This is a genomic window from Streptomyces sp. MGP-BFMKR1 (assembly GCF_057766585.1).
The window spans coordinates 8,418,569-8,444,751 of the sequence record NZ_CM173408.1; the positions used below are offsets into that span (position 1 = coordinate 8,418,569).

A 26,183-nucleotide genomic window follows, 5' to 3' on the forward strand; every position below is an offset into this window, starting at 1 on the left:
GAGAGGCCGGGGGAGTGGGGAGGGCTCGGGCGCGGGGTGCCACCCCGCGCCCGAGCGGGAACGGCGGGGGCCGGCGCCCGCGCCCACCACTCGCGGACGCCCGCCCTCGCCTCGATGGCCTCAGCGGTCGCTGGAGAGCGCGTCGATCAGTTCGCCGGCCTTGGAGTCGGGCAGTGCCCTCGCCGCGTCGGCCAGCGCGACGATGCCCACCAGGTCGTGCCCGTCGATGACCGGCAGCCGACGCACCTTGTGGTTCTTCATCGTGGCGAGCACCTCCTCGACGCTGTCGTCGGCGCCGATGGTCACCGCCTCACCCTGGGCCAGATCGCCCGCCTTCGTGCTCTCCGGGTCCTTGCCCGCACCCAGTACCTTGACCACGATGTCGCGGTCCGTGAGCATGCCCTTAAGTTTGTTGTCCGTACCACAGATGGGCAGTGCCCCCACGCCCAGCGTGGTCAGCTTCTGGGCACCCGCCAGGACGCTCTCGTCGGCGCCCACACACGTCGCGTCGGGGGTCATGATGTCGCGAGCCGTAGCCACAGTTCACCACCATCTCGCTCTGTCGAGCGCGTCGGGATCAGGAACGTCGTCCGGGTGCCCGACCGGATGGGGAACAAACAGCGATTCTCCAACGAGTGAGCCGCCCGGGTGCCACGGCACGCGTCGGGTCCCAGGTGTCCTCCCGCCGCGACGCCCGACCCGGGACGGCCAGTTCTCGATCGAGCCCCCACCGGCGCCGTCCCGCGCTCACCAGCCATCGCCCAGCCCTACGGCCGCTCGCCCACGCCCGTCGCCAACTCCCCGAACCTGCCGCCCGCGACGCTGCCCGCGAGCGGCGGGGTCGGGGCGCCGACGGGGTCCCGGAGTCCACGCAGCAACTCTCCCAACGCCTGCGTGGAGCTGTACCGGGGGACCCAGTCGAGTTCGGCCGCGGCCCGGCCGGTGTCCATGACGGGTACCCGCAGCACCGTACGGAGCAGGCCCGGCGTGGCCGGCACGAGGTGCAGCCGCCACAGCGCGGACACGGCGGCCGTCGCCGCCGCGGCGGGCACCCGCACCACGCGGGCGCCCAGCACCTTCCCCAACAGGTGGGCGTCGACCACCGGGTCCGCAGCGATGTTGAACGCGCCGCGCACTGGACGCAGCACCGCCTGCGCGAACGCCGCCGCCGCGTCATCGGTGTGCAGCACCTGGAAGCGCAGCCCGGGCATGTTCGGCACCACGGGCACGACGCCGGGGCGCACCAACCTCCCCGGCACGAAGGGGCCCCCGAACAACCTGCGTTGTTCGGGCGCGGCCGACCGCTGGAAGACGAACCCCGGCCGCATCCGCACCACCCGCAGGTCGGGGTGGTCCCGCTCGAAGGAGTCCAGCGCCCGCTCCACGTACGCCTTCTCCCGTGGGTAGGCCGCCTCCGGCCAGCCGTGTGTGGGCCACTCCTCGGACACGGCCCGGTCCTTGGGGCCGGGCGAGTAGGCGCCGACCGACGAGGAGTAGACCAGGGCGGGGACTTGAGCGGTGGCCGCGGCCTCGAAGACGCGCAGGCTGCCGAGCACGTTGGTGCGCCAGGTGGTCACCGGGTCATGGGTCGGCTGGAACAGCCAGGCCAGGTGCACCACCGCGGCGGCGCCCCGAAAGTGCTCGGCCAACTCGTCGGGCCGCCCCGCGCCGACGTCGTAGCTGAGCCAACGCGTCTTCGGCGGCGTCCAGTCGGGGACCCGGCGCGCCAGGCCCAGGATCGAGCCGATCCGTGGGTCGTCGCCCAGCGCGCGGATCAGGCCGGTGCCGATGTTGCCGGTGGCCCCGACGACCACGACGTCCAGGGGACGCTCGTCGGGTGGGTTGGGCTTGGCCATGGCGCGGTTCCTTCCGGGGTCCACGGGCGGGACGCCCCGGGTTGCCCGCGCGGCGCGCGATAAACGTGTTGTTCGGGCCGTGTCAGTCGGCTGTCAGTCGGCGGAGTTCGCCGCGTCGCCGTCCTCGGAGTGGTGTTCCGGGCCCGCCGGGTCGCTGGCCTGCCGCTGGGCGTGCGGGCTGGGTGTCAGGGTGTCCCCGGCCGTGCTGTCGCGCCGGGCGTTCCGCTCGTCCGTCACGTCCGTCTCCGCGTCCTCGACCGCGTGCGCCACTTCCTGCGCCGCCGACTCGGTTCGTTCACTCTTACGCACCGTTGATCCCTCCTCCCGGGGCGCGCCGGGCGCGCCCCCCGTGTCCGGTCGTACGCCGCTGGCCGCCCGAGATCATCCCGGGTGCTCGGGCACGTCGGGCTCGTCCTCCGGGCGCTCGCCGACCCGGTCGTCCTCGGAGCGTGGCGGCCGTCCCGAGGCGTCGGTGTTCGCCTCCGGCACCTCGACCCTGGGCGGCAGGTCGGGCGTCAGTTGCGTCTCGTCCGCTTCCTTGGGCTCTACCTGCTCCGGCCGGGTGGCCGCGCCGGTCTCCTCCGGCTCCGTCTGCCGCTGCTCTGCTTGGGGCTGCTCTGTGGGGCACATGGGACCCGGGTACCCCATGATCCCGGCCCGACTCTTCGCGTACGCCCCCCAACCGCGCGTACGCCGAACACCCACCGCTCGCCGGCCGCCCAGCGGGCGAGCGGGCAGGCCACGAGTCCACGTCGGGGCGCACCGAGGTTTGCCGGCCGGCCACCCGGGTTACCCGGCGTGACCTAGGCAGCAGTGCCGCCCCGTAGTTCGCCACGCCCACCGCTTTGGAGTGATCATGAGGGCCCTGACCTGGCACGGTAAGCGCGATGTGCGGGTGGACACCGTCCCCGACCCGCACATCACCGAGCCGACCGACATCATCGTCCGCGTCACCTCGAGCGGCATCTGCGGGTCCGACCTCCACCTCTACGAGGTCCTCGGCCCCTACCTGGAGCCCGGCGACATCCTCGGCCACGAGCCCATGGGCATCGTCGAGGAAGTGGGCTCCGAGGTCACCGCGGTGGCGCCGGGCGACCGGGTGGTCATCCCGTTCAACGTCTCGTGCGGCACCTGCTGGATGTGCGGCCAGGGCCTGCACTCGCAGTGCGAGACCACCCAGGTGCGCGAGCGCGGCATGGGGGCGTCGCTGTTCGGCTACACCAAGTTGTACGGGCAGGTGCCGGGCGGCCAGGCGGAGTTGCTGCGCGTGCCGTTCGGCAACACGCTGCCCGTCAAGGTGCCGCACGGCCCGTCGGACGACCGGTTCGTCTACCTCTCCGACGTCCTGCCCACCGCGTGGCAGGCGGTGGAGTACGCCGACATCCCCCCGGGCGGCAGCGTCACCGTGCTGGGCCTCGGCCCGATCGGTGACATGGCCTCCCGCATCGCGCTGCACCGGGGCGCGAGCCAGGTGATCGGCGTCGACCTGGTCCCCGAACGCCTGGCCAGGGCCCGCGCGCGCGGCGTGCACACCCTCGACCTGAACGCGTACGGCAAGGACCTGGGGGACGAAGTGCGCCGACTGACGGATGGGCGGGGCACGGACGCGGTCATCGACGCGGTGGGCATGGAGGCGCACGGAACCGCCCCGATCAAGGCCGCCCAGCAACTCGTGGGGAGGCTGCCCAGCAAGATCGGCCAACGGGTCATGGGCCGCGCCGGCATGGACAGCATGGCGGCCTTCAACCTGGCCGTCGACGTCGTACGCCGCGGCGGCACGATCTCCCTCAGCGGCGTCTACGGCGGGGCCATGGACCCGGTACCGATGATGACCCTCTTCGACAAGCAGATCCAGCTCCGCATGGGGCAGGCCAACGTCAGGCGCTGGGTCCCGGACATCCTGCCGCTGCTCGACGAGACCGACGTGCTCGGCGTGGACGACTTCGCCACCCACCGGCTGCCGCTGGAGCAGGCACCGGACGCCTACCGCACGTTCCAGGCCAAGGAAGACGGCATGATCAAGACGCTGCTGACCATCTGAACACGCGGCACCACCGACCCGTACCCCCGCGCGGCCCGCGCGGGGGTACGGGCTGGCCCCCGCGGTGACATCGCGCCCCCGGCCCAGCGGCCCCGTCCCAGCGCCACCGCCTCCGCGTCAGCGCTCCGGCGCGAGGGTGATGGCCAGGGCGGCCTGCGGGTCCGCGCTGGCACCCCGCTCGAAGGCGGCCTCGTACGCCACGTCCCCGGCGGCGGCCCGCGCCGCGCGCTCGAACTCCGCGCGCACCGCCCGCACCTCCAGCGTGCCCTGCTCGGCATCGCCCACGGTGCGCCAGTACGCCTGGCCCACCCCGTACACCAACGCGGCCTGCTCACCGTCGCCCTGCGCCGCGATCGCGGCGGCCAGCAGGTCGAGTCCCAGCGCGATGCCGAAGCTGTCGCCCATCTGCTCCTTGCCCGACAGCATCGCCCGCGCGTGCTCCGCCGCCTCCCGGGGGCGGTTGGACAGCAGGGCTATCAGGGCGAGCTGGTGCTCCACGTACGCCCGCGTCCAGTACTCGCCGATCTCCGCGCAGCCCGCGCGCAGCCGCAGCGCCTCCGTCCTGGCCTCGGGCAACCTGCCGACCGCGGTGAGCGCGAAGACGTGCGCCAGGTGACAGCGGAGCCGGGAGGCCGAGTCGAAGGGCTGGCCCGGGATGCTGGCCAGCGCGTGACCGGTCAGCACCCGCGCGGTGAGCGGTTCGCCGCGCAGCAGCGAGCTGAGCCCCGCGAGGTAGGCGGCCGCCAACCGCGCCTCGTCGTCGCGGCTGTCCCGGGCGGCGATCGCGCACCGGTCGCTGATGTCGCGGGCGGCGGTGTACTCGCCCTGGAGCGTGAGCGTCACGCCCAGCGCCCACAGCCCCCGGGTGCGCTCCTGGCTCGGCGTCTGGCACAGCGCCAGGGCGCGCTCCAGGTAGTCGCGCGCCTGGCGCAGACGCCCGCAGCAGCTCCAGAAGTAGCCCACGAGACCCGCCAGTTCGAGCGCCCGGATCGGCCGGGTGACCAGCAGGTGGTCCAGGGCGGCGCACAACTCGGTGTGGGCGTGCGAGATCCGGCCGTACCAGCTCACCTGGTCGATGCTCAGCCACCCGGCCTCCGCCTGGCGCGCGAGCCCGAGAAAGTGCTCGGCGTGCCGGTCGGCCAGTACGGTGTCCTCACCGGCCGCCCGTAGCCACTCGGCACCGTACTCGCGCAGCGTGTCCAGCATCCGGTAGCCGTCGCCGTCCCGGCTCAGCACCGACTTGACGAGCAGCCCGCCGAGCGCGCCCCGCACCGCGTCGGCCGGCAGTTGGGCGTCCGCGCACACCGCGTGCACCCACGCCGCGTCGAATCGGTCACGGAAGACGGACAGCCGCGCCCACAGCAGCCGCTCCGCCGGCGTGCACAGCCCGTGGCTCCAGCCGATGGCGGTCCGCAGCGTCTGGTGCCGCTGCGGCCACACGCGCTCGCTGTGTTCCAACACGTCCAACCGGGAGACCAGCCGATCGTGGAGGTCGGCCGCCGAACGCCGGGTCACCTGCGCGGCGGCCAGCTCCAGTGACAGTGGGATGCCCTCCAGGCGTTGGCACAGGGCCCGGGCCGCCGCGCGCTCCTCCACCGCCTCGAACGAGCACCCGGGCGCCGCCACCTTGGCCCGTTGCGTGAACAACGCCAACGCGTCCGGGCCGTCCGGAGCCAACGGGGGGACGGCGATGACCCGTTCGCGCGGCAGCTCCAGCGGCTGTCTGCTGGTGATGAGCAGGGTCAGCCCGGGGGCGGTCATCAACAGGTCGCCCACCAGGTGCCGACACGGCTCGACCAGGTGCTCACACGAGTCGAGCACCAGCAAGAGCCGCTTGTCACCCAACCACTCGCACAGGTCCTCCACCGGTATGCCGGGCATGTGGTCCAACAGGTCCACCGCGTCGGAGACCGTGGCGAGCAGGAGCCGGTCGCCGTCCAGCGGCGACAGGTCGGCCCACCACACCCCGTCGGGGTAGCGCGGCGCGGCGTGCGCGGCAGCGCGCAGCGCCAGTCTCGTCTTGCCCACGCCGCCGGCGCCGGTCAGCGTCACCAACCGCTCGCTGCCGAGCGCCGCCGCCAGCCGGGCCGATTCGGCCTTGCGTCCTACGAAGCTGGACGTCTCTTCGGGAATGTGCCCCACCACGCGCACATTCTGACCCAAGCCGTGCCCCGGACGGCAACCGCGCCAACGCTCCTGACGGAGCACGGCGCACACCCGGTGGCGTGCGCGGCAGGCGGTGTGCCCCGTGGCGCGGGGCCGGCCAGCAGCCCCTCCGGGAGAGCCGAAGAACGACCCGTTTGCCGCACACTCGCCCTCCTGGGCGGGTGGCGATTCGGACACCAAGTCGAATGCGCACACCGGACCACGGCCGCGCCACGGCCCCCGCGCCGACGCGCGCTCGGAAAGCCGAGCACACCCGCGCCGGCACCGAACCGGAACGCCGCGCGGGGCCGCCATATCCCGCCTGACCGTGAGGAACGAGCCGCAGCCCGGCCCGCGCCGAGCGGCTCCGACCCGCAAGCGGAACCCCCGAGCGGGACCGATCTCCCGCCCCGCGCGGCGCGTTCCAACCCGCGGCCACGCGCCGCCCCGGCCACCCGACGTACGAGCGGCAGGGACGGGCCGGGCCCCTCGGCCGGGACGCCGGGAAACTCCTCCGGGCGGCGAGTGAACGCCCCGCCCGAGCCGCTTCGGCGCGCGCCCCGATGCGCGGTACGGGGCGCCGGCAGGCGCGATGAGAACGCCGCCGGCGTACGGGAGCGTAGGGGCGGCGCACGCGCGGGCCACACGCCCGATTCGCGCCTGCGCGCCGCCCGTACGAGCCGCGCATCCGTACGCTCCCTACCGCCGTGCGCCCGCGCGTGCCCGTGCGGGAGTGGGAGTGGTGGTCAGGAGAAGCGGGCGCGTGGCGCGCGGTCGCACCGGAAAGCCTCGCGTGGTCAGCCGGTCAGCCGGTCAGCCGGTCAGCCGGTGAGGGGGCGCCATCGGCCCTCCTGTCGTTCCGAGCCGAGCCTGCTACCCCACACCAGCGCCCCGTCGATCAAGCCGGGTGTGTCCCGCACGGCCAGGGCCGGGGCTTCGAGCATGTCGGCGGCGTCTTCCAGGTAGGTGACCAGGGTGTCGAGCTCCTCGTCGGGGCCCTCGCGGTAGCGGGACCAGCGGCCCAGGTAGCCCGTGGTGGTGTCCAGGTACAGGCCCGAGGTGCGGTCCGTCGCGCCGTGGGAGACGACGGGGACCCAGGTTGATCGCCAACCGACGAACCGGTCCTCGGCGGGGCGTCGGGCGTTGAGGGTGTCCTCCCACGCCTGGGCGTCCAGCCGGGACCGGTGGAAGTCAGCCACCTCCTCCAGGGGCATCAGGGCCTGGTCGCCGGGCAGGCACCCGGCGCCGTCGACTCCGTCGTCACCCGCCGTCAGCGCCCACAGGGTGCGCAGCTCGACGGGGAGTTGGAGCCCCAGGTCGGCTTCGAGGGTGGCGATGGCGGCGGGGGAGGCGCCGGCGCGCAGTGCCTCCAGGGACCGTGGGGCGTTGTGCTGGAGCCAGTGGGTGACGCGGTTCCATGCGTCGGCGATCTGGCGCGCCACGAGCGCGTCGTCGGCGGGGTTGGTCGCCCGGGCCCGCTCCTGGGGTTGGTCCGCGTCCTGGGTGGGCGCGGTGGACGCGGAGGGTGGTATCGGGTCCACGGAGCGGATCTGGACGCGGTCCGGCTAGCGCAGGTAGCCGACGGACAGGGCGGGGCAGTCCTCGAACAGGTCACCGTCGACCGTCACGGTGAGGATGCCGGGCAGGCTCGAAGGCTGACCCATGTCCGGCGTCTCGGCCAACTGTCCGGCCAGGACCCGCAGGGCGTAGGGGACGCCAGCCCCGAGATGGGTGGCCGTGTCGTGGATGTGCGGGGGAACCTCGACGCTGACGTTCATGGGCCTGGTGCTCCTTGCCGGTCGGAAGCGGGGCGGCGGGCTCACACAGTAGGACGCGCCCGCACCACCGGTCGGGGCGGCCCGGCCGGCCAACCCGCCGCGCCCCGTGCCGTGTTCACCCCGCGCTCCGGGCGTTGGGGTCGCGGACATGGAGTGCTTCGCCGCCTGGCGTACCCGCCGCTGAGATCCGGCTTCGCCCGCTGTTCCCGCACTCGGGGCGGGCCGGTCGACGCCGTTGTGTGGCCGGTATCCGGACCTCAGCCCGAACGGCGCACTCCCATGCTCGTTCGCGCGTTCACCCAACACGACCTGGCAGCACTGACCGCTTTGACCGTCGAAGGGCGGTGGCCCGGTGCCGGCCGTGCGGCCAGGCCGGCACCGGGTCACCTCAGGTCAGCTAGGGGTGGCGTCGGCGGCCGTGACGCCGAAGCTGACGGTCGTCGCGTCCTGGCCGAGGCGTCGCAGTCCCGCCTTCTCCAGGACCCGCACCGAGGCGGGGTTGGACAGCTCCACAGTGGCGTGCACCGTGCGCACCCCCGGCGCCGTCAGGGCGAACGCCACCAGGGCCCGGGCCGCCTCGGCGGCGTAACCCCGGTTGCGACGGGAGGCGACGACGCCGTAGCCGAATTCGAGGCTTCCCTCCGAGGGCGGCCAGAACAAGCCGATGGCGCCAACCACCAGGCCGGTCTCACGCTCGACGATCTGGCGTTGGCCGTAGCGGCCCCGGCTGTCGGGGTGGGTGGTGACGTAACCGGCGATGACACGGTCCCCCTCGGCGGGGAAGTCCTCGGCCCAGTGCGCGCGGCGCGCCCCGTCGACGACCGCGGTGAGGTCGTCGGCGGGCCACTGCCGCAGGACGAGGCGGTCCGTGTACAGGTCGGACCCGGTCGCCGGCGTTTCAGCGGACGGACCGGAAGGATGCGCGGAACGAGCGGAACTGGAAGACATGTGAGGCTCCTGGTCAGTGATGTCGACCGGGTCGCTCACCTGCCGCGGCGACCCGGATCTGGGCATGCTGATGAGGCTGTTGGCCGAGCCATATTCATCAACCCCCTGGTCGTCGCGGTCCGTTCGTCGCGGGCGGCGCGCACGGGGTGGCTGCCGTCGACTGTCGAGTACGTGGCGGAGCCTAGCAAGCGCTCAGGCGGGCGCCGCGCCGCGGTGCTGGTCAGGGTGCTCGCCGTGGCGTACGTCGGGCTCGGTCGCACCCGGGAGCCGTAGCGCGAGCATGGCGATGTCGTCGCGGCCGGTCTGCGCGGGGTGGGCCAGCAGCACGTCACAGAAGACGTCGAGGGGCTCGTCGGCGAGGGTGGCCGCGTGCCGGCGCAGCCGCTCCAACCCCTGGTCGAGATCCTCGTCCGGCCGCTCGACCAGGCCGTCGGTGTAGAGCAGCAGGGTGCAGCCGAGAGGCAGGGGCCGCACGCTGCTCTTGCGCGGCTCGTCCGGGAACAGGCCGCCGAGCAGCACGTCCTGCGCGTCGTCCAGGAAGCACGCCGTGCCCTCCCGGGTGACCAACAGGGGCGGAGGGTGGCCCGCGACGGAGTAGTTCAACTGCCACGGCCCACCCGGTGGGCCCTCGACGCGTGCCAGGACGCAGGTGGTGGTGGACTCCTGCGGGCTGAGGACCAGCGTGTTGACGTCCAGTCGGCGCAGGATGTCGCCCGGTGGCTCCTCCCGGTCAACGGCCAGCGCGCGCAGCATGTTGCGGGTGCGGCTCATCGTGACGGCGGCGTCCAGGTCGTGGCCCGCCACGTCGCCGATGATGAGCACGGTGGCGCCGTCCCGCAGCACGAACGAGTCGTACCAGTCGCCACCCACCTCGTCCGCCGTGGGGCTGGCCAGATAGCGGGCGGTGATGGCCAGGTCGGGCAGCTCCGGCGGCGGGGTGAGCAGGCTGTGTTGCAGGGCCCGGGCGACCTGTTGGGTGCGTTGGAGTTGCAGGGCCCGGCTCAGTGGCGCGTGCGCCCGCTCGATCAGCTCCCGCATCAGGTCGCGGTCGGCCGGCGAGAGCGGGTCCCGGTCGCCACAGACGTAGGCCGCGACCACGGCCACCACCTCGCCGTCGACCAGTACCGGCAGCAGCGCGCCGCTGTGCGCGCCGATGCGGTTCAACCAGGCCACGGTGCCCGGCGCGGCGAAGTCGGGCGGCACGGCGCCGGGCGGGAACGTGGCGTGCCGCGGTTGCCGCTCGCACACCACCCGCGCCATCGCGTGCCGCGCGCTGATGACCTCCTCGCTGCGCAGCGGCGGCCCCGGCGGCAGGCCGGGGCGCGCGACGGCCGCGCCCCGTTCTACCGCCAGCGGGCCGGCGTCGGGCTTGCTCTCGGGGCCGGAGAACTCGCTGAGCAGGTAGATGCCGCACTCGTCGGCGAGCGCGGGGACCAGGACCGAGCCGAGCACGGTGAACGCCTCGCGGGCGGTGGGTGACTCCGTCACGGCGCGCGAGGCGCGCCGGATGAGCGAGCTGCGCCGCTCGGCGAGCCAGCGTTCCTCGACGTCGGTGCAGGCGCTCACCCACTCGCTCACCCGCCCGCCCTCGCGCACCGGCACCGCGTGCAGCTCACAGTGTCGGTAGCCGCCGTCCGCCTGGCGCAGCCGGAACGCGTACTGGAACACCTCCGGCACCTCGGCGACGGCGCGGCGCCACGAGCGGGCCAGTTCGTCACGGTCCTCGGGGTGGGCGCTGTCGAGCCAGCCGCTGCCACGGATGGCCTCCGGGGGTTGGCCGGTGGTGCGTTCCCAGGCCGGGCTGTGCTCGATGACCTGTCCCTCGCTGTCGCTCACCCACACCTGCTGGGTGAGCGCCGTGGTCAGCGACTCGTAGCGCAGGAGGGCCCGGCGCCGCTCCTCGGCCAGCACCCGGGTCTGCTCCGCCGCCGTCACCTGTTCGGTCTCCTCCACCACGACCAGCAGCAGGCCGGGCTCGTGGTCGGCCAGCTCGATCCGGGAGGCGCTGAACGAGAGGTACCGCTGGGTGGCCCGCGCGGCATCCCCCCGCGCCGCGTCGCTCGCGCCGCCCACGGTGAAGGGGATGGCGGACGCCCGCGCGGTCCGGCCGGTGTGGAAGGCGGCCTCCAACAGGTCCAGGTCCGCCTGCTCCCGCAGGTCGGCGAAGAGTTCGCGCAGGGGCATGCCCAGCGGTCGGTCGCCGAAGATCTCGTGGTACGCGTGGTTCGTGTACGCCAGGACCAGCCGGTCGCCGCGGTAGACCCCCACCCCGACCGGCGCCGTGTCAAAGACGTCCAGCGGCAGCCCACTGGATGCGATCTTCTCCTCGTTCCGGCGCGAAGGCGACATATTCGTATGATGCGCCATGATCGCCACGGCCGTCACGGAGGGTGCGCGCCGCGCCGCCGCGTGGCGCGCGCCCGGGCGCGCCGCGAGCCAGGCGCCGCACCGGTCGCCCCGTGGCGCGGTCGGGCGGGGTCGCGGCGCGCCCCCGGCGCCGGCCGCCCGGCGCGGTGCCGAAAGCCCGAGGGTGGGTCAGGAGGTGCTGGTCGCGAACGCGTCCACGCCCGTCAGCTCGGCCGACAGCGCCCACAGTCGCGCCGCCTGCCGCGGGTCCACGGCATAGCCGCGCACCCCGCCACTCATCGGCGCCGCGCCGTCGTCGCACACCTCGGCGATGTCGCAGTCCTCGCAGTAGACGCCGCCCAGGCCCGCCAGGAGCGGGGAGGTGGCCGCCCATACCTGGGTCGCCGCACCCTGCTCGGGCGTCTTGAAGCTCTCGGCCGGGGTGCCCGCCTCGTCGATCCACCCCCGGTCGAGCATCTCCTGCCGCGTCATGTGGCGCTGGAGCGGGGTGAGGATGGCGCCGGGGTGCAGCGCGAAGGCCCGCACGCCCGCGTCGCGACCGCGCGCGTCGAGGTGGACGGCCAGCAGGACGTTGGCCGTCTTCGCCTGTCCGTACGCCAGCCACCGGTCGTAGCGGTGGGAGAAGTGTGGGTCGTCCCAGCGGATGTCCGACAGGTGGTGGCCCGCGGACGACACCGACACCACGCGCCCACCGCCACCTGCGGCGAGCGCCGGCCACAGGTGGTTCACGAGCGCGAAGTGGCCCAGGTGGTTGGTGGCGAACTGGGCCTCCCAGCCCGGGCCGACCCGCGTCTCCGGGCAGGCCATGACCGCGGCGTTGTTGACGAGGACGTCGACGGGCCGCCCCGACGCCAGCACGCGCTCGGCGAACGCGCGCACGCTCGCCAGGTCGGCGAGGTCCAGTTCGTCGACCTCGACACCGTCGACGCCGGCGAGGGCCCGCTCGGCGACGGCGCGCCGCCGGGCGGGCACGATCACCCGCGCGCCGGCGCCGGTCAGGGCGCGCGTCGTCTCGCGGCCGAGGCCCGAGTAGCCGCCGGTGACGATGGCGAGGGTGCCGGTGAGGTCGATGCCGCGCAGGACGTCGTCGGTGGTGCTGCGGGCGTGGAAACCCGATCCGATGCCGCGCTGGGGTGTTGTCGTCATGGACCGCACGCTATGCGTGTGAGTGCGCTCCAAGGCAAGCGACGGGCCCGGTGGGTGTGCCGGGCGCCTACGCGTGCAGCGGGATCTCGTAGTGCACCGTGCCGCACCCCGGGCCGTGCTCGCCGGTGGTCCTGGCGTCGAAGACCTCCTTGGCGACGCTGTCCCAGAAGCCCTGCGCGCCGGGCACGTTGACGTTGGTGTGCAGGTAGACGCAGTCGTACCCCGTGGTCGCGGCGGCGAAGGCGCACGCCCGGCGGACCATGGCCCGGGCCAGCCCGTGCCGGCGGTGCTCCGCGGCCACGTACACGCGCACGAGTTGGGCGGTGGAGCCGGTGGGGTAGCGCTCGGCGAGCCAGCGTGGGTGGGGCGGGTGTGCCGGGCCACGGGAGAGCACCCCGGTGGTTCCCACCACCGCGCCGTCGAGGGTGGCGACCAGGAGCAGGTGGCGCGGGTCGGCCAGGTAGGTGCCCTCGATGTCGACGACGTCCGCGTGCCAGGCGGGCACGTAGCCGTAGCCGAACTCGCGGTAGAAGGTGTCCAGCATGACCCGTCGGGCGCCTTCCGCGTCCTCGGACCGGGCCGCGCGCAGCTCGTAGGGGCCCACGCGGTGGGGGGTGGTGTCACGGTGCATGGCACACAGCCTACACCCGTTATGAAAACCATTATCAACAGCGTGGGGGCGGGTCGCCGCGCCGCCCCGGGCGACGCGGGTCGTCCGGGGCGGCACGGAGCGGGGTACGGCGCCGGGTCAATCGGCCCCGCCCCTACTCCCGAGCGCGTTTTCCACCAACCGCAGCGCCGCCCTGGCCTGCGCGTCGGCCGCGTCGCCCGCCATCCGCGGGGTGAAGACCGCGGCGGTCGCGGCGCGCGAGCCGTCGGGCCGCACGCCGCTCTCGGAGACCGTTCCCAGGTGCGTGCCGCCGTGGAACCAGATGCCGTCCGAGCTGCCGCGCACCGGCCGCCAGGCGACGCCGAGCCCGTAGCGGACCCCGCGCGCCGCGATCCAGTCCGGCGCCGGCACCGTCTGCCGCATCGCGGCGAGTTGCGCCGGACGCAGCAGTCGCCCGCCGAACAGCGCGCGCCAGAACGCGGCCAGCTCGCGGGGCGTGCTGATCAGCGAGCCGTCGGCGTAGCCGCCGAAGGCCAGCGTCGTGTCCGTCAGCCCGCGCTCGCCGGGGAAGGCCGTGTACGCGGTGGCCGTGGGCTCGGGCACGTACGGCGAGGTGCCCGGGGTCAGGGTGTGGCGCAGGCCCAGCGGCTCGATGACGCGCTCGTGCACCTCCTGGGCCCAGGAGTGCCCCGTCACCCGCTCGATGATCAGGCCCGAGGACGTAGTTGGTGTTGGAGTAGGACCAGCGGCGCTCCCCGGCCGGGTCGTCGGCGTCGGGCAGCCAGCCGGGTGGCTGGCTGAGGGCCGCCGCGACCTGCTGACGGGGTGTCTGGTGGGAGAACCGTCCCGCGCGGTGGCCGGCGGGCGTCGGAGGCTCACCGTCGCCCGAGGCCGCCAGGTAGTCGGCCAGGCCACTGGTGTGCCGCAGCAGGTTGGCCAGGGTGATACGGCGCCCGTCGTTGCCGTTGCCCCGCACCAGGCCCGGCAGCCAGCGCTCGACCGGGTCGGTGAGCGCCAACGCGCCCTCGCCGACGAGTTGCAGCGCGACCGTGGCCGTGAACGGCTTGGTGTCGCTGCCGATCCGGTAGTACGCGTCCCACGGCACCGGGCGGCCCGTCGCCAGGTCGGCGGTGCCGGCCCGGGCCGCCGCGCGACCATCCGCCGTCTGCACCTCTGCCAGCACGCCGGTGGCGCCCGTGGCCCGGACGGCCGCCACATCGCGCTGGAGGGCCGCGTCGTGCCGGGCCCGCTCCGCCCTGCCCCGACCGCCCCGGCGGCGCTGGCCGTCCGCGGCGGTCGCCGCCACCGGGGCGGCGCCGACCAGCAGCGCGGCAGCGGCGGCGGACACCCCGGCGCGCCGGCTGAACGCCGGGCGCGCCCCGCTCACCGCCCGCTCCCGGCCGGGGCACAGGTCTGGTCGGAGGCCGGCAACGCGCCGCCCCGCAGGTAGTCGTTGACGGCCCGGTCGGCGCACGGCACGGGGCGCAGGCCCTCGCCACCGCGCCCGTACACGCCGTGCGAACGGATCTCGGCGGTGATCAGGCGCGAGCCGGTCAGCCTGCGGTGTAGCGCCAGCGCGCCCTCGTAGGGCACGTTGTTGTCGCGCCGGGCCTGGAGCATGAGGACGGGTACGTCGTTGCCGATCGCGGTGCCCGGCTCGGCGGGCCGGGCCCGCCAGAACGCGCACGGGGCGATCATGCCGTTGACGAGCGGCCCGAAGACGGGCTGGGTGGCGCGGCTGTGCCGTATGTTCCGCCAGTAGGTGGCGGGGGCCGTGGGCCAGCCGCCCGCCGGCCAGCCGCCGTCGCCGCACATGAACAGCGCCCCGCCGACCATGCTGTCGGCCAGGTCGGGGGAGCGGAGCAGTGCGAGGAGGCCCGCCAGCTCGGGACCGGGCTCGGTCAGCTCGCCGGCATCGGCCGCCACCAGGTCCCGCACGACGCTGGCCAGCGTCGGGTCGTACTCCTGGTGCTGGATGAGTTGGCGCAGCAGCAGCCGGACGAGCGGGGCGTCCAGCCGCTCGCCGGCCACGCGCGGGGGGCGGCGCTCGGCGTGGTCGAGCAGCCGCCGCACGCTGGCGCGGACCGCAACGGCCGTGGTGCCGAGCCGGTAGGTGGCGTGCCGCCGCGCGGCCCAACCCGCCCACTCGTCGAGCGCCTCCTCCAGCGGCTCGCCCGCCCGCTGGAACAGCTCGTACTGGGTGGCCGCCGGGTCGGTCGAGGAGTCGATGACGACGCGGCCGGAGCGGTGCGGGAACAACTGGGTGAACACGGCGCCCAGGTCGGCGCCGTAGGAGGTGCCGAAGTATGACAGCCTGCGCTCGCCGAGCACGGAGCGGATGACGTCCATGTCGCGGGCGACGTTACGGGTGGAGGCGTGCGGCAGCAGCGTCGCGTTGTCGCCGTGCTCCCCGCAGCGGCGGGCGGTGTCCCGAGCCGAGCGCACGGAGGCCAGGAAGTCCCGCCGCGGGCTTGTCGTCTCGCCGGGCGGGGCCGGCGGCGAGGCCGGTGCGCAGGAGATGGGGGAGCTCTCGCCGAGGAAGCGTGGGTCGAAGCCGATGAGGTCGTAGCGGTCCGCGACGTCCCCCAGGGTGGGCCGCAGGGACAGCGGGTAGGCCAGCCCGGTCCCGCCCGGCCCGCCCGGGTTGGCCAACAGGACGCCGCGCCGCTCGTGCCGGTCCGCGGCCCTGATCCGGGAGATGGCGACCTGGATCGTCCGGCCGCCCGGATCGGCGTAGTCGAGCGGCACGCGCACCCGCGCGCACTCGGCCCCCGCCGCCCGCAGCTCGGCCTGCTGGGCCGAGCAGGGCCCCCAGTCGAGGCGTTGGTGCCGGTAGGCGGCGCCGGCCGGGGCGGGCGGGTGCTGCGCGGAGGTGGCCGCGGGCGCGGACCGGGTCGGCTGGGGGTGCGCCAGCGCGGGCACGGCCCCCGCGAGTAAGCCGGTCAGGCCGAGTCCGGCGGCGACTGTCGACGCGATGCGCATCGTGCTCCTTCGGGGCGAGGTGGATCGTCGTCGATCACGTGGTGACGACCCGAAAGACGCTAGGAGCGTGCCCGGTGCCAGACCATCGGGCCACCTGGTCGGTGGCCCCGGGGGCAATCCCCCGGGGCGGTCGGCGGGTTGGCGGGATGCGATGCGGGACCCGCGCTCTGCTATGCCTGCCCCGCCCGCACCGGTGGTGGGCTCTGGGCGCCGAACACCCAGGGGGCGAGGATGACCACCCAGCCGTCCGGGTCCTCGAACGCGACGGCGCCCCGGTCGGGCCAGTAGCGGTTCGCGGCGGCCACGGGGTGGTGGCCGTGGCCGGCCAGGTGTGCCACGGCCGTCGCGACCGCCTCGGGCCCGCGCAGGTACAGCACGAGTTGGTTCTCCGGGTGCGGCTCCGGGATGCGCGGCGGGGAGCCGTGTTGGGTGATCTCCAGGTGGACCGGCGTGTCCGGGAGCCCGAGGACGACGCCGTCGTACCCGTGGTGATCGCGCCACTGGGCCAGCACGGGCAGGCCGAGGGTGTCGCGGTAGAACGTGAGGACGTCGTCGTAGCGGGCGGTGGGCCGCGCGAACCGCACGGCGCCCACGTCGAGATGGGCCGGCCAGGAAGCGTTCATGCGTCGATGCTGGCAGCCCCGCACCGGCGTACGACATCCCTCCTTGGCCCTACGACCAGCGGCGGGGCCGCCCTGCGACCGCCGCCCGTGATCCCCGCGCGGACCCAGACTCCGGCCTCCCGGCCTCCGACCAGGTCGGCGGGTCGGCGAGGCGAGCGGCGGCGAGGGTGCCGGGCCCGCCGCGCACCGGGGCGCGGCGGGCCCGGGCCGGGGCGCCCCGGACGCGGCCCGGGGCGGCCGGGTCAGCTCTGCGGTCGCTTACCGTGGTTGGCGCCGTTCTTGCGGCGCGCCTTCTTCTTGCGGCGTCGCTTGGACGACATGTCATGCCTCCTCGTGGTGGTGGGGCTGTTCACCCCATGGTGAGCGCTTTGCCGGCTCCCCACCCTTTTACCCGCCGTCGCCGCGTACCGCCGGGCGATCGGGGCGTGCCCCCGGCAACGCGGTTCCGCGCCCGCCATCCGGGTGAGGACGGGCCCCGGACCGTCAGGGTCGGTGGTATACGAAGGGGCCTGACGCGCCGCCGGGTCGACGCGTCGCGGCGCGCTGGGGCGAGGGCTCCGTCAGTGGCCCTCTAGCACGACCGTACCGTTCATTTGGCGGTTGATCCACAATCTCCCCACATACCCTCCAGAAAACGGGAGTTCGTGCGAAGATTCCGTCCCCGGGCCGAGCGGGCCGGGGTGACAAGGGGAAACAACGTGATACCTACGACCTTCAGATCCGCTGTCGGGGCGGCCCTGACGGTGGCCGTCTCGGCCGTACTGCTGCCGGCGACGGCCGCGAACGCGGCGGACGGGACGAAGGCACAGCCGCGCACGGCGAACGCCGCGACGATCGAGTCCTTCAGCCGCATCGCCGACGCCGTGCTCACCGAGCGCACGGCCGCCATCGTGGACGGCAAGCCCGCGCGACGGGCGGCGACGCTCGGCGACCGGAAGGTGCGCGTCTCGGCGAAGCTGGCCCGCGCCGAGAGCGGCGCCGTCTCCTCGCTCAGCAAGCGCAAGGCGCGCCTGGCCGCCCTGGGCGAGGCGTACAGCGCCGGCGACACGAAGGCCACCGTGAACGAGGCCCGCGTCCAGGGCGACCGGGCCACCGTTCAGGTCACCGAGACCACCACGCTGCGCTACGCGAAGGTCCGTGGCGACGAGCCCGCGACGACCGGCTTCGAGGCCCACCACGAGATGACCCTCGCGCGCACCTCGGCCGGCGCGTGGGAGCTGACCGGCCTGCGCTCCACGGACGACGGGCCGGTGGCGATCAACGAGCCGCGTACGCCGGCCGTGGCCACCGCCGACGCGCTACCGAGCGCCAAGCCCGCCGCCACGAAGAAGCCCTCGACGCCGCAGGCCAAGCCGCCCGGGACGACCGGCCTGAACTACAAGGCGATGGCCACGTACGCCGAGAAGTACTGGAAGAACTACAACCCGGCCTACCGCAAGTTCAACGACGCCGGCGGCGACTGCACCAACTTCGTCAGCCAGGCGCTCAAGGCGGGCGGTTGGAAGCACGACTCGGGCACCTATGACGACTACCGCAACTGGTGGTACGACTCCTCCTACCAGAGCCTGTCGTGGGTCGGCGCCAACGAGTGGTCGTGGTTCACGCTGCACCACAAGCGGGCCACCAACCTGGCGAACGTCTACTACATGGGCGTCGGTGACGTCATGCAGATGGACTTCGACCGGGACGGGTCCAAGGACCACACGATGATGACCACCTACCGGAGTTCGAGCGGCGTCCCGTACCTGACGTACCACTCGGTCAACACCTACCGGAAGTCGGTGGCGAGCATCATCGCCTCGTACCCGAACGCCCTCTACTACGCCTACCGCGTCTGACGGACGCGGGCCAACCCCCGTGCCGCGCCGGTGATCGCCGGGCGGCGCGGGGCGTTCGCCCAGGCCACGTCCCGCTGTCGCGGGGGCGGGCCGGGTGGGTTGGGACCCCGGGCCCCGTCGTCGCCGCACCGCGGCCACGGCGGGGCCCTTCGCGTGGGTGGGGCCCGGGGCCGTGGTGGCTCCCGAGGTGGCCGGGGGTGGGTGTCCCGGGCCGAGCGGATCGCCCGGGTGGTGGGAAAACCCCCGCCGCGCGGTAGGGCTACCCGGTCCCCGAGGCCGGGGGACTGGCGGCTGCCGTCGCGGGGCCCGTTCGGCGAGGCTGGACCCGCCAGTTGATCACCCGCCCAACCCGCAGGAGACCTCCCATGCACGTGCGCCACGCCCCCCACCGGCACCCGCGGGCCGCCGGGCCCACCGCCCCCACGGCCAGCACCGCGCGGGGCCCGCGGCCCGTCCGGGCCCGGGCGCGCACCCACCGCCGTGGGGCGGCGGTCGTCGCCGCGGTCGTCGGGGCCGTGCTCGGCGTGGCCAGCGCGCTGCCCGCCACGGCGGCGGCGGCCGAACCCGCCGCGACCAGGGGCGACCACCGGGCCACCCAGGAAGCCATCGACGCCGTGGTGGCGCGCGGGGTTCCCGGAGTGGTCGCCGGAGCCAGCGACGGCCGCGCCACCTGGGCCGGCCGTTCGGGCACCGCCGACCTGCGCAGCGGCCTGCCCCGCCAGGCCGACGAGCGGTTCCGGGTCGGCTCGATCACCAAGACCTTCACGGCCACGGTGCTGCTCCAGTTGGTGGCCGAGGACAGGCTGAGCCTGGACGACACCGTGCACCACTGGCTGCCCGACCTCGTGCGGGGCAACGGGCACGACGGCGAGCGGATCACCGTGCGCCAACTCCTCAACCACACCAGCGGCGTCTCCAGCTACACCGACGACGCGGACGTGAAACGCCGGCTGTTCGGCACCGACTTCCTCCGCCACCGCTACGACACCTGGACCCCGCGCGACATCGTCGGGATCGCCATGACCCACCGGCCCGACTTCGCGCCCGGCACGGGCTGGCACTACTCCGACACCAACTACGTCCTGGCCGCCATGATCATCGAGGAGGTCACCGGGCGCCCCTACGCGCGCGAGGTCGAGCGCCGCATCCTGCGCCCCCTTGGCCTGCGCGCCACCTCGCTGCCGGGCACCGACGCCCGCATGCCCGCGCCCAGCGCCCGCGCGTACTCCAAGCTGACCGGCACCCTCGGCGCCCCCGGCGAGCCGGGGAGCCCGACGTACGACGTCACCTCCCTGAACCCCACCCTGGCCGGCGCCGCGGGCGAGGTCATCTCCTCCACGCGGGACCTCAACCGGTTCTACCGGGCCCTGCTGTCGGGGAAGCTGCTGGCCCCCGACCAGTTGCGGGAGATGACGACCACGGTGCCGATCGCCGGCACGAAGTTCTCCTACGGCCTCGGGCTCATGAAGCAGCAGACCTCCTGCGGCGTCGTGTGGGGCCACAACGGCGCCATCCAGGGCTCCCTGTCGACCAGTCTGGCGACCGCGGACGGCGAGCACGCGCTGTCGGTGAACGTCAACGGCGACTGGGCTGGCGCCTACAACGAGGTCGTCGAGGCCGAGTTCTGCGCGAAGTGATCCCGGGCCCCGGCCGGCCGGGCACCGGCTGACGCCGAGGCCCGGGGCCGGAGGGTCGGGGGAGCCCCGGCCGAACGGCCCGGCGGGGGGTCCCACCTCCGCCGGGCCGGACCCGGCCGCGCGGCTCGGCGCGCCCGCTCGGCCCGTTCGCTCAACCCCCTCGCTCAGCCCGTTCGCTCGGCCCCTCGCTCAGCCCGTCCGCTCGGCGCGCCGGCCCGTGGCGAAGGCCAGGCCGACGGCGCCGAGCACGGCGGCGATCCACAGCGGGGCGGTCAGGCCCCACCCGGCCGACAGCGCCGCGCCGGCCAGCAACGGGCCCCCGGCGTTACCGATGTTGAAGGCGGAGATGTTCGCGGCGGAGGCCAGGTCGCCGGCGCCGTCGGCGCTCGCCAACACCCGCGTCTGGAGCGGGGGATGACGGCGGCGCCCACCATCCCGAAGAGCAGGAAGCCGACGACGGCGGCGGGCTTGCTGTGCACGGCGGCGAGCAGCAGGGCGCTGACGACCGTCACCCCGGCCAGCGCCCCGTACAGCGTCGGCAGCAACGCGCGGTCGGCCAGCCGCCCGGCCAGCGGGGTGCCCACGACCATGCCCACGCCGATCAGCGCGAGCAGCAGCGGCACCGTGCGGTCGGCGAACCCGGTGACGTCCGTGAGCAGCGGGGAGATGTAGGTGAGGACGGTCAGGAACGGCGCCCAGCCGCAGGCCGTGGCCGCGAGCGCCAGCCACACCCGGCCACGCCGGAAGACCGCGAGCCCGCGCCGCAGGTCCGCGTCCGCCGGCGCCGGGGTCGGCGGCACGAACCGGGCGAGCGTCCCGAGCAGCACCACCCCCAGCGCCGTCACCGCCCAGAACGTGGCCCGCCACCCCAGCGCCTGCCCCAACGCCGTGCCCCCCGGCACGCCGACCACGTTGGCCAGGCTCAGTCCCATGAACACCGTGGCGATGGCGCTGGCCCGCCGCCGCGGGGCGACCACGTCGGCGGCCACCACCGCGGCGATGCCGACGTAGGCGCCACCGGCCAGCGCGGACAGCACCCGGCCCAGCAACAGCACCGCGAAGCCGGGCGCCACGGCGCTGAGCAGGCTGCCCACGATGAACAGGCCCACCAGCCACAGGAGCATGCGGGTACGCGGGACCCTCGCCCCCAGGACGGTCAGCAGCGGGGCGCCCACCACCATGCCCGCCGCGTACCCCGACACCAGCAGGCCGGCGGTGGACAGCGAGACGTCGAAGCCGGCAGCCACCTCGGGCAACAGCCCGGCGATGACGACCTCCGTCGTGCCGACCGCGAACGCCCCCAGCGCGAGGGCGAGCAGCGCGGCCGTCCCCGCCGCACGCCGCGCGGGTCCGCCGCTGCCCGCCGCGTCGCTGGGCGTCGTGATGGGCGGGGCCCCGGAGGCCGGCACCGCCGGACCGTGATCGGGCGCCGGGGCGGCGGGGCGGGGCCGGGACGCTGGTGTGGCCGCGTCGGGCACTGGCTGTCGGGTGGTACGCGGTGGCGTGCGGGAGAGATCGTGTGTCACGCCCTCCAGGCTCGTGGCCGCGCGGGCCCGGAACAGCCCCCGACCGCGCGACGATCGGTAAGCCCGGCTTACCGATGCCCGGCTACCCGCCTGACGGCGCCGGCCCCGCCGCGTCGCCGACCGCCTACGCGCCCGCCGCCGCCCACGCCGCCGCGTCGCCGACCGCCTACCCGACCGCCGCCTACTCGGCCGCCACCTGCTCGCCCGCCACCCGTTCGGCCGCCGCCACGAAGGCCCGCACCCGGGCCGTGGCCCCCGCCGCGCGCCAGACCAGCCCGTACTCCAGCGGGCTCGCGTCGCGGAAGGGCACGTAGGCCACGCCCCGTGGCGCGTAGGAGCGCGCGACGTCCGCGCCCACCGGCGAGATGCCCTGCCCCGCTCCCACCATCGCCAGCGTCTCCTGGAGCGTGGCGGCCGACCTGCCGCGCCGCACCGGCTGGCCGCCCGGGGTGTGCGACGGCGCCAGGTGTTCCTGCCAGTAGGCCGGCACGTCGCCGGTGCAGGCGAAGACCCGGTCCCGTGCCAGGTCCTCGACCGACACGGCCTCCCGGCCCGCCAGCGGGTGGTTGGCCGCGACGGCGAGCATCCGTGGCACCCGCAACACGACCGGGCCGCGCGCCAGGTCCGGTTCGGCCACCGGGAACTGGGTGACCAACACGTCCACCTGGCCCGCCCGCAGCGGCCCGAGCATGTCCTTGATCTGCGTCTCGTGGATGCGCACCTCGATCCCGGAGTGCCGGCCGGCCAGCGCCCGGACCACGTCCATCACGAACTCCCCGGCCGCCGTCCCCAGGTACCCGACCGCGAGGTCACCCTCCACACCCCTGGCCTCTGCCCTGGCGCGCTCCAGCGCGGCCCGGATGCGCCGGTAGCCCGGCTCGACCTCAGCGTGCAGCCGCCGACCCAGCGGCGTGAGGCGCACGCTGCGACTGTTGCGCTCGAACAGGGGGGCGCCGACGCGCCGCTCCAGGCCCTGGATCGTCTGGCTCACCCGGGCCCGCGACACGTGGAGCCGCTCGGCCGTCCGCCCGAAGTGCAGTTCCTCGGCGAGTACGACGAAGCTCTCGATCTCCAGTCGCTCCAGCACCCGGCCGACCCTACCCGGCCGCCCACACCCGCCCTGGCCCGGCCGCCACGCCCAGGTGTCCGGCGCGGGACGGGAGCCGGCGCGGCCCGTGACACCGCGTGACGCGGCCCGGCGCGAAGTGGTGAGAGGCCGCCACCGGTACCACAATGGGGAGGAATCGACGCCACGTCCCAGGCCCCCGCCCCGGCAGGCCAGCCCTCGCGGGCCGTGCGGGACCGACGTGGCGGGCGGCAGCGAACGGCGGATCCCGCGGCCGGGACACCGCCGGGGAGGAGGAGCGCCGTGCCAACGCCGCACCCAGACGCCTCCCACCGGCCGTACGGCCACCACGAGCGGCTGGTCCCGCTGCCGCCCGGCGTACGGGCCGTCATCCTGGACACCGACGGGGTGATCACCGACTCCGCCCGGGCGCACGCCGCCGCCTGGCGACAGGCGTTCGACGCCTGTCTGCGCGCGCACCCCCCGGACGACCCCGCGCTGCGCCGCCCCTTCGACCCGGACGCGGACTACCGGCGCTACGTCGACGGCACGTCCCGGTACGACGGCGCCGCGGCCTTCCTCGCGTCGCGCGGACTGCGGCTGCCACCCGGCAGCGAGGACGACGGCCCCGGCACGGCCACCGTGTGGGCGGTGGCGGCCCACAAGGACCGCGCCTTCACCGCGTACCTCGACACCCACGGCATCGCCGCCTACCCCGGGACGGTACGCCTGCTGCGCGCGCTGCACCGGGACGGCGTGCCCCGCGCCGCCGTGTCCGCCTCGCGGCACGCCGGCGAACTCCTGGCCCGGGCCGGCGTACGGGAGCTGCTGGACCACCTCGTGGACGGGCGCGAAGCGGCGCGGTTGCGGCTGCCGGGCAAGCCCGACCCGGCCCTGTTCGAGGAGGCGGCCCGGCGGCTTGGCGTGCCCCCGCCCGCCGCCGCCGTCGTGGAGGACGCGCTGGCCGGCGTCGCGGCGGCCAGGCACGGCGGCTTCGGCCTGGTCGTCGGGGTGGACCGGACGGCGGACCGCGCTGGCACCACCGACCTGCACGCGTACGGCGCCGACCTCGTCGTCGCCGATTTGGCCGAACTGCTCACCGCCCCCGACGCGACCGACGCGCCCGCACCGCCCACCGGCCACGGCCGCGCCGCGAGCCCGCCGACGGCCGAGCGATGACCAGCGGACGCCCCGCGACCGAGTGGGCCTGGGAGTACGCGGGCTACCAACCCGCGGCGGAGTCGCTGCGCGAATCGCTGTGCACCCTGGGCAACGGCTACTTCGCCACCAGGGGCGCCGCCCCCGAGACGGCGGCCGACGGCACCCACTACCCGGGCACCTACGCGGCGGGCTGCTACAACCGACTCGTGTCCCACGTGGCCGGGCGGCAGGTCGAGAACGAGGACATGGTCAACCTGCCGAACTGGCTGCCCGTGCGCTACCGCGTCCGCCGCGACGACGCGCGCCCCGGCCCCTGGCTCACCCCCGACAGCCCCGCGCTCACCGCCTTCCACCAGCGACTCGACCTGCGCCAGGGCACCCTCACCCGCCGCCTGCGCTTCGCCGACGGGCACGGCGGCCACCTCGACGTCGAGCAGCACCGGCTCGTGCACATGGGCGACCCGCACCTGGCGGCCATCCGCACCGTCTTCCGCGCGCACGGCTGGACCGGCGCGCTGGACATCGCCTGCGGGCTCGACGGCGGCGTCACCAACTCCGGCGTGGCCCGCTACCGCCAGCTCGCCGGACGCCACCTGACGCACCTGCACACCGGCGCCGACCCCGACACCGTGTGGCTGCGCTGCCGCACCACCGAGTCGGACCTGCGGATCGCCATGGCCGCCCGCACCCGCGTCAGCGGGGGCGGCGTCACCCGGGACCGCGTCGAACACGAGGGCCCGCGCGTCACCCGCGCGCTGACCGTCACCCTCACCCCGAGGCGGGCCGTGACGCTCGACAAGACGGTGGCGCTCTACACCTCCCGCGACCCGGCCATCAGCGACCCGCTCCAGGCCGCGGTGGACGGCGCGCACCGGGCCCCGCGGTACGCCAGCCTCCTGGGCTCCCACCGCGCCGCCTGGGAACACCTGTGGCGGCGCGCCGACGTCCACGCGCCGGGCGACGCCGGGCGCGTGCTGCGACTGCACCTGTTCCACGTGCTGCAGACGCTCTCCCCGCACACCGCCGAACTCGACGTCGGCGTGCCCGCCCGCGGGTTGCACGGCGAGGCGTACCGCGGCCACGTCTTCTGGGACGAGCTGTTCGTCCTGCCCTACCTCAACCTGCACTTCCCCGAGGTCTCCCGGGCGCTGCTGACCTACCGTCACCGGCGGCTGCCCGCGGCCTGCCGGGCCGCGTCCGAGGCCGGGCGCGCCGGGGCCAGATACCCGTGGCAGAGCGGCAGCGACGGCCGCGAGGAGACCCAGACGCTCCACCTCAACCCCCGCTCGGGCCGCTGGCTGCCCGACCACTCGCGCCGCCAGTACCACGTCGGCTCGGCCATCGCGTACAACGTGTGGCAGTACTGCCAGGCCAGCGGCGACACGGAGTTCCTGCACACCAAGGGCGCCGAGATGCTGCTGCACATCGCCCGGTTCTGGGCCGACGCGGCCAGCTACGACGCGCAGCGCGAGCGCTACCACATCCGCGGCGTGGTCGGGCCCGACGAATACCACGACGCCTACCCGGGGGCCGCCGAACCCGGCCTGGACGACAACACGTACACCAACGTCACCGCGGCCTGGGTGCTGGCCCGCGCCCTCGACACGATGCGCGCCCTGCCCGAGCCGCGCCGGCGTGAGCTGTTCGAGCACACCGCGCTGGACTCCACCGAACTGGAGCGCTGGGACGAGGTCTCCCGCCGCCTCCACGTCCCCTTCCACCAGGGTGTGATCAGCCAGTTCGACGGGTACGGCGCGCTGGCCGAACTCGACTGGGACGGCTACCGGAGCCGGTACGGCGACATCAGGCGGCTGGATCGGATCCTGGAGTCCGAGGGCGACAGCGTCAACCACTACCAGGCGTCCAAGCAGGCCGACGTGCTCATGCTCGGCTACCTCTTCGCCCCCGCCGAACTCGCGGGCCTCTTCGACCGCCTGGGCTACCACCTGGACGACGCCGGCTGGCAGGCCACCGTCGACCACTACCTGCGGCGCACCAGCCACGGGTCCACCCTCAGCGGCCTGGTGCACGCCTGGGTGTTGGCCCGCGCCCGGCGCGGCGACGCCTGGCGGTACTTCCAGGAGGCCCTCGCCGGAGACGTCGCCGACCTCCAGGGCGGCACCACCGGCGAGGGCATCCACCTCGGTGCGATGGCCGGCACCCTGGACCTGGTGCAGCGCGGCCTCACCGGCCTGGAGGCCCGCGAGGACGCGCTGCGCCTTGACCCGGTGCCGCTGCCGGAGCTGTCCGAGTACGGCTTCTGCGTCCGCTTCCACGACCACTGGGGCGTGGACCTGCGCGTCCGCTCGGGCAGGCTGTGCATCAGCGTGCCCGCCTCGGGCGCCACCCCCATCGCCGTACGACTCGCCGACCGCGCGGTGACCGTCGCCCCGGGCGACGCCCACTGGCTCGACCTCCCGGGCCACTGACCCGCCGCGCGCGGGCGGCGGCGGCGAAGG

The 26,183-nt window shown here is 74.8% G+C and carries 22 protein-coding genes and 1 pseudogene; 5 read left to right on the plus strand and 18 right to left on the minus strand.

Going from position 1 to position 26,183, the window contains the following annotated elements:
- Positions 1-120: 120 nt before the first annotated feature.
- The 4 genes from AC3CHW_RS33640 to AC3CHW_RS33655 all read right to left on the minus strand — a co-directional run bounded on the left by AC3CHW_RS33640 (position 121) and on the right by AC3CHW_RS33655 (position 2,486).
- Positions 121-540 (minus strand): CBS domain-containing protein, encoded by a 420-nt coding sequence (locus AC3CHW_RS33640; RefSeq protein WP_398609454.1) that lies wholly within the window; start codon positions 538-540, stop codon positions 121-123.
- Between the two features lie 227 nt (positions 541-767).
- On the minus strand, positions 768-1,856 hold the full coding sequence (locus AC3CHW_RS33645; protein ID WP_398609453.1) for an NAD-dependent epimerase/dehydratase family protein: 1,089 nt from the start codon (positions 1,854-1,856) through the stop codon (positions 768-770).
- 93 nt (positions 1,857-1,949) lie between these two features.
- A complete protein-coding gene (locus tag AC3CHW_RS33650; RefSeq protein WP_488469020.1) occupies positions 1,950-2,165 on the minus strand; it encodes a hypothetical protein in 216 nt (71 codons plus the stop codon).
- A gap of 72 nt (positions 2,166-2,237) precedes the next feature.
- On the minus strand, positions 2,238-2,486 hold the full coding sequence (locus AC3CHW_RS33655; RefSeq protein ID WP_176160031.1) for a hypothetical protein: 249 nt from the start codon (positions 2,484-2,486) through the stop codon (positions 2,238-2,240).
- Positions 2,487-2,712: 226 nt separating this feature from the next.
- Here AC3CHW_RS33655 and AC3CHW_RS33660 point away from each other — a divergent pair, with 226 nt between their 5' ends.
- Positions 2,713-3,897: a zinc-dependent alcohol dehydrogenase gene (locus AC3CHW_RS33660; RefSeq protein WP_488469021.1), complete on the plus strand. Its 1,185-nt coding sequence runs from the start codon at positions 2,713-2,715 to the stop codon at positions 3,895-3,897.
- A gap of 117 nt (positions 3,898-4,014) precedes the next feature.
- Here AC3CHW_RS33660 and AC3CHW_RS33665 read toward each other — a convergent pair whose 3' ends face one another.
- From AC3CHW_RS33665 to AC3CHW_RS33720, 12 genes and pseudogenes are all read right to left on the minus strand, one after another.
- Entirely contained in the window at positions 4,015-6,042 is a 2,028-nt protein-coding gene (locus AC3CHW_RS33665) for an ATP-binding protein (RefSeq protein WP_488469022.1), read from the minus strand.
- An 821-nt stretch (positions 6,043-6,863) separates the two neighbouring features.
- Positions 6,864-7,583 (minus strand): SMI1/KNR4 family protein, encoded by a 720-nt coding sequence (locus tag AC3CHW_RS33670; RefSeq protein ID WP_488469023.1) that lies wholly within the window; start codon positions 7,581-7,583, stop codon positions 6,864-6,866.
- Positions 7,584-7,607: 24 nt separating this feature from the next.
- A complete protein-coding gene (locus AC3CHW_RS33675; RefSeq protein WP_488469024.1) occupies positions 7,608-7,820 on the minus strand; it encodes a hypothetical protein in 213 nt (70 codons plus the stop codon).
- A gap of 393 nt (positions 7,821-8,213) precedes the next feature.
- Positions 8,214-8,768: a GNAT family N-acetyltransferase gene (locus AC3CHW_RS33680; protein ID WP_488469025.1), complete on the minus strand. Its 555-nt coding sequence runs from the start codon at positions 8,766-8,768 to the stop codon at positions 8,214-8,216.
- A 192-nt stretch (positions 8,769-8,960) separates the two neighbouring features.
- On the minus strand, positions 8,961-11,117 hold the full coding sequence (locus AC3CHW_RS33685) for a SpoIIE family protein phosphatase (protein ID WP_488469026.1): 2,157 nt from the start codon (positions 11,115-11,117) through the stop codon (positions 8,961-8,963).
- 186 nt (positions 11,118-11,303) lie between these two features.
- Positions 11,304-12,281 (minus strand): SDR family NAD(P)-dependent oxidoreductase, encoded by a 978-nt coding sequence (locus AC3CHW_RS33690; RefSeq protein ID WP_488469027.1) that lies wholly within the window; start codon positions 12,279-12,281, stop codon positions 11,304-11,306.
- A 67-nt stretch (positions 12,282-12,348) separates the two neighbouring features.
- Entirely contained in the window at positions 12,349-12,912 is a 564-nt protein-coding gene (locus AC3CHW_RS33695) for a GNAT family N-acetyltransferase (protein WP_187118196.1), read from the minus strand.
- A gap of 117 nt (positions 12,913-13,029) precedes the next feature.
- Positions 13,030-13,587 carry a serine hydrolase gene (locus AC3CHW_RS33700; RefSeq protein WP_488469028.1) on the minus strand — a complete coding sequence of 186 codons (558 nt, stop codon included), beginning with the start codon at positions 13,585-13,587 and terminating at the stop codon, positions 13,030-13,032.
- Positions 13,588-13,666: 79 nt separating this feature from the next.
- A pseudogene (locus AC3CHW_RS33705) lies at positions 13,667-14,365 on the minus strand (serine hydrolase domain-containing protein); the annotation flags it as partial.
- Positions 14,275-15,873 carry an alpha/beta hydrolase gene (locus AC3CHW_RS33710; protein ID WP_488469029.1) on the minus strand — a complete coding sequence of 533 codons (1,599 nt, stop codon included), beginning with the start codon at positions 15,871-15,873 and terminating at the stop codon, positions 14,275-14,277. The pseudogene AC3CHW_RS33705 and the gene AC3CHW_RS33710, both read right to left, overlap by 91 nt.
- A gap of 170 nt (positions 15,874-16,043) precedes the next feature.
- A complete protein-coding gene (locus AC3CHW_RS33715) occupies positions 16,044-16,496 on the minus strand; it encodes a VOC family protein (RefSeq protein WP_176160020.1) in 453 nt (150 codons plus the stop codon).
- Positions 16,497-16,738: 242 nt separating this feature from the next.
- Positions 16,739-16,816, minus strand: a complete 78-nt coding sequence (locus AC3CHW_RS33720; RefSeq protein ID WP_370454205.1) for a 50S ribosomal protein bL37 — start codon at positions 16,814-16,816, stop codon at positions 16,739-16,741.
- A 378-nt stretch (positions 16,817-17,194) separates the two neighbouring features.
- Here AC3CHW_RS33720 and AC3CHW_RS33725 point away from each other — a divergent pair, with 378 nt between their 5' ends.
- Together AC3CHW_RS33725 and AC3CHW_RS33730 are read left to right on the plus strand one after the other, a co-directional pair.
- Entirely contained in the window at positions 17,195-18,334 is a 1,140-nt protein-coding gene (locus AC3CHW_RS33725; protein WP_488469030.1) for an amidase domain-containing protein, read from the plus strand.
- A gap of 365 nt (positions 18,335-18,699) precedes the next feature.
- The gene (locus AC3CHW_RS33730) at positions 18,700-19,971 is read left to right on the plus strand and encodes a serine hydrolase domain-containing protein (protein WP_488469031.1); all 1,272 of its coding nucleotides are present in this window, start codon (positions 18,700-18,702) and stop codon (positions 19,969-19,971) included.
- Positions 19,972-20,243: 272 nt separating this feature from the next.
- On the opposite strand, the gene AC3CHW_RS33735 is transcribed toward AC3CHW_RS33730, so the two are convergent.
- Positions 20,244-21,380, minus strand: coding sequence for an MFS transporter (locus AC3CHW_RS33735; RefSeq protein WP_488469032.1), 1,137 nt, complete (start codon positions 21,378-21,380; stop codon positions 20,244-20,246).
- A gap of 298 nt (positions 21,381-21,678) precedes the next feature.
- A complete protein-coding gene (locus tag AC3CHW_RS33740) occupies positions 21,679-22,584 on the minus strand; it encodes a LysR family transcriptional regulator (protein WP_488469033.1) in 906 nt (301 codons plus the stop codon).
- Between the two features lie 282 nt (positions 22,585-22,866).
- Here AC3CHW_RS33740 and AC3CHW_RS33745 point away from each other — a divergent pair, with 282 nt between their 5' ends.
- Together AC3CHW_RS33745 and AC3CHW_RS33750 are read left to right on the plus strand one after the other, a co-directional pair.
- Positions 22,867-23,742, plus strand: a complete 876-nt coding sequence (locus AC3CHW_RS33745; protein ID WP_488469034.1) for an HAD family hydrolase — start codon at positions 22,867-22,869, stop codon at positions 23,740-23,742.
- Complete coding sequence (locus AC3CHW_RS33750; RefSeq protein ID WP_488469035.1) at positions 23,739-26,153, plus strand: glycoside hydrolase family 65 protein; 2,415 nt, start codon at positions 23,739-23,741, stop codon at positions 26,151-26,153. The genes AC3CHW_RS33745 and AC3CHW_RS33750 overlap by 4 nt, the downstream gene beginning before the upstream one ends.
- The last annotated feature ends 30 nt before the right edge of the window (positions 26,154-26,183 follow it).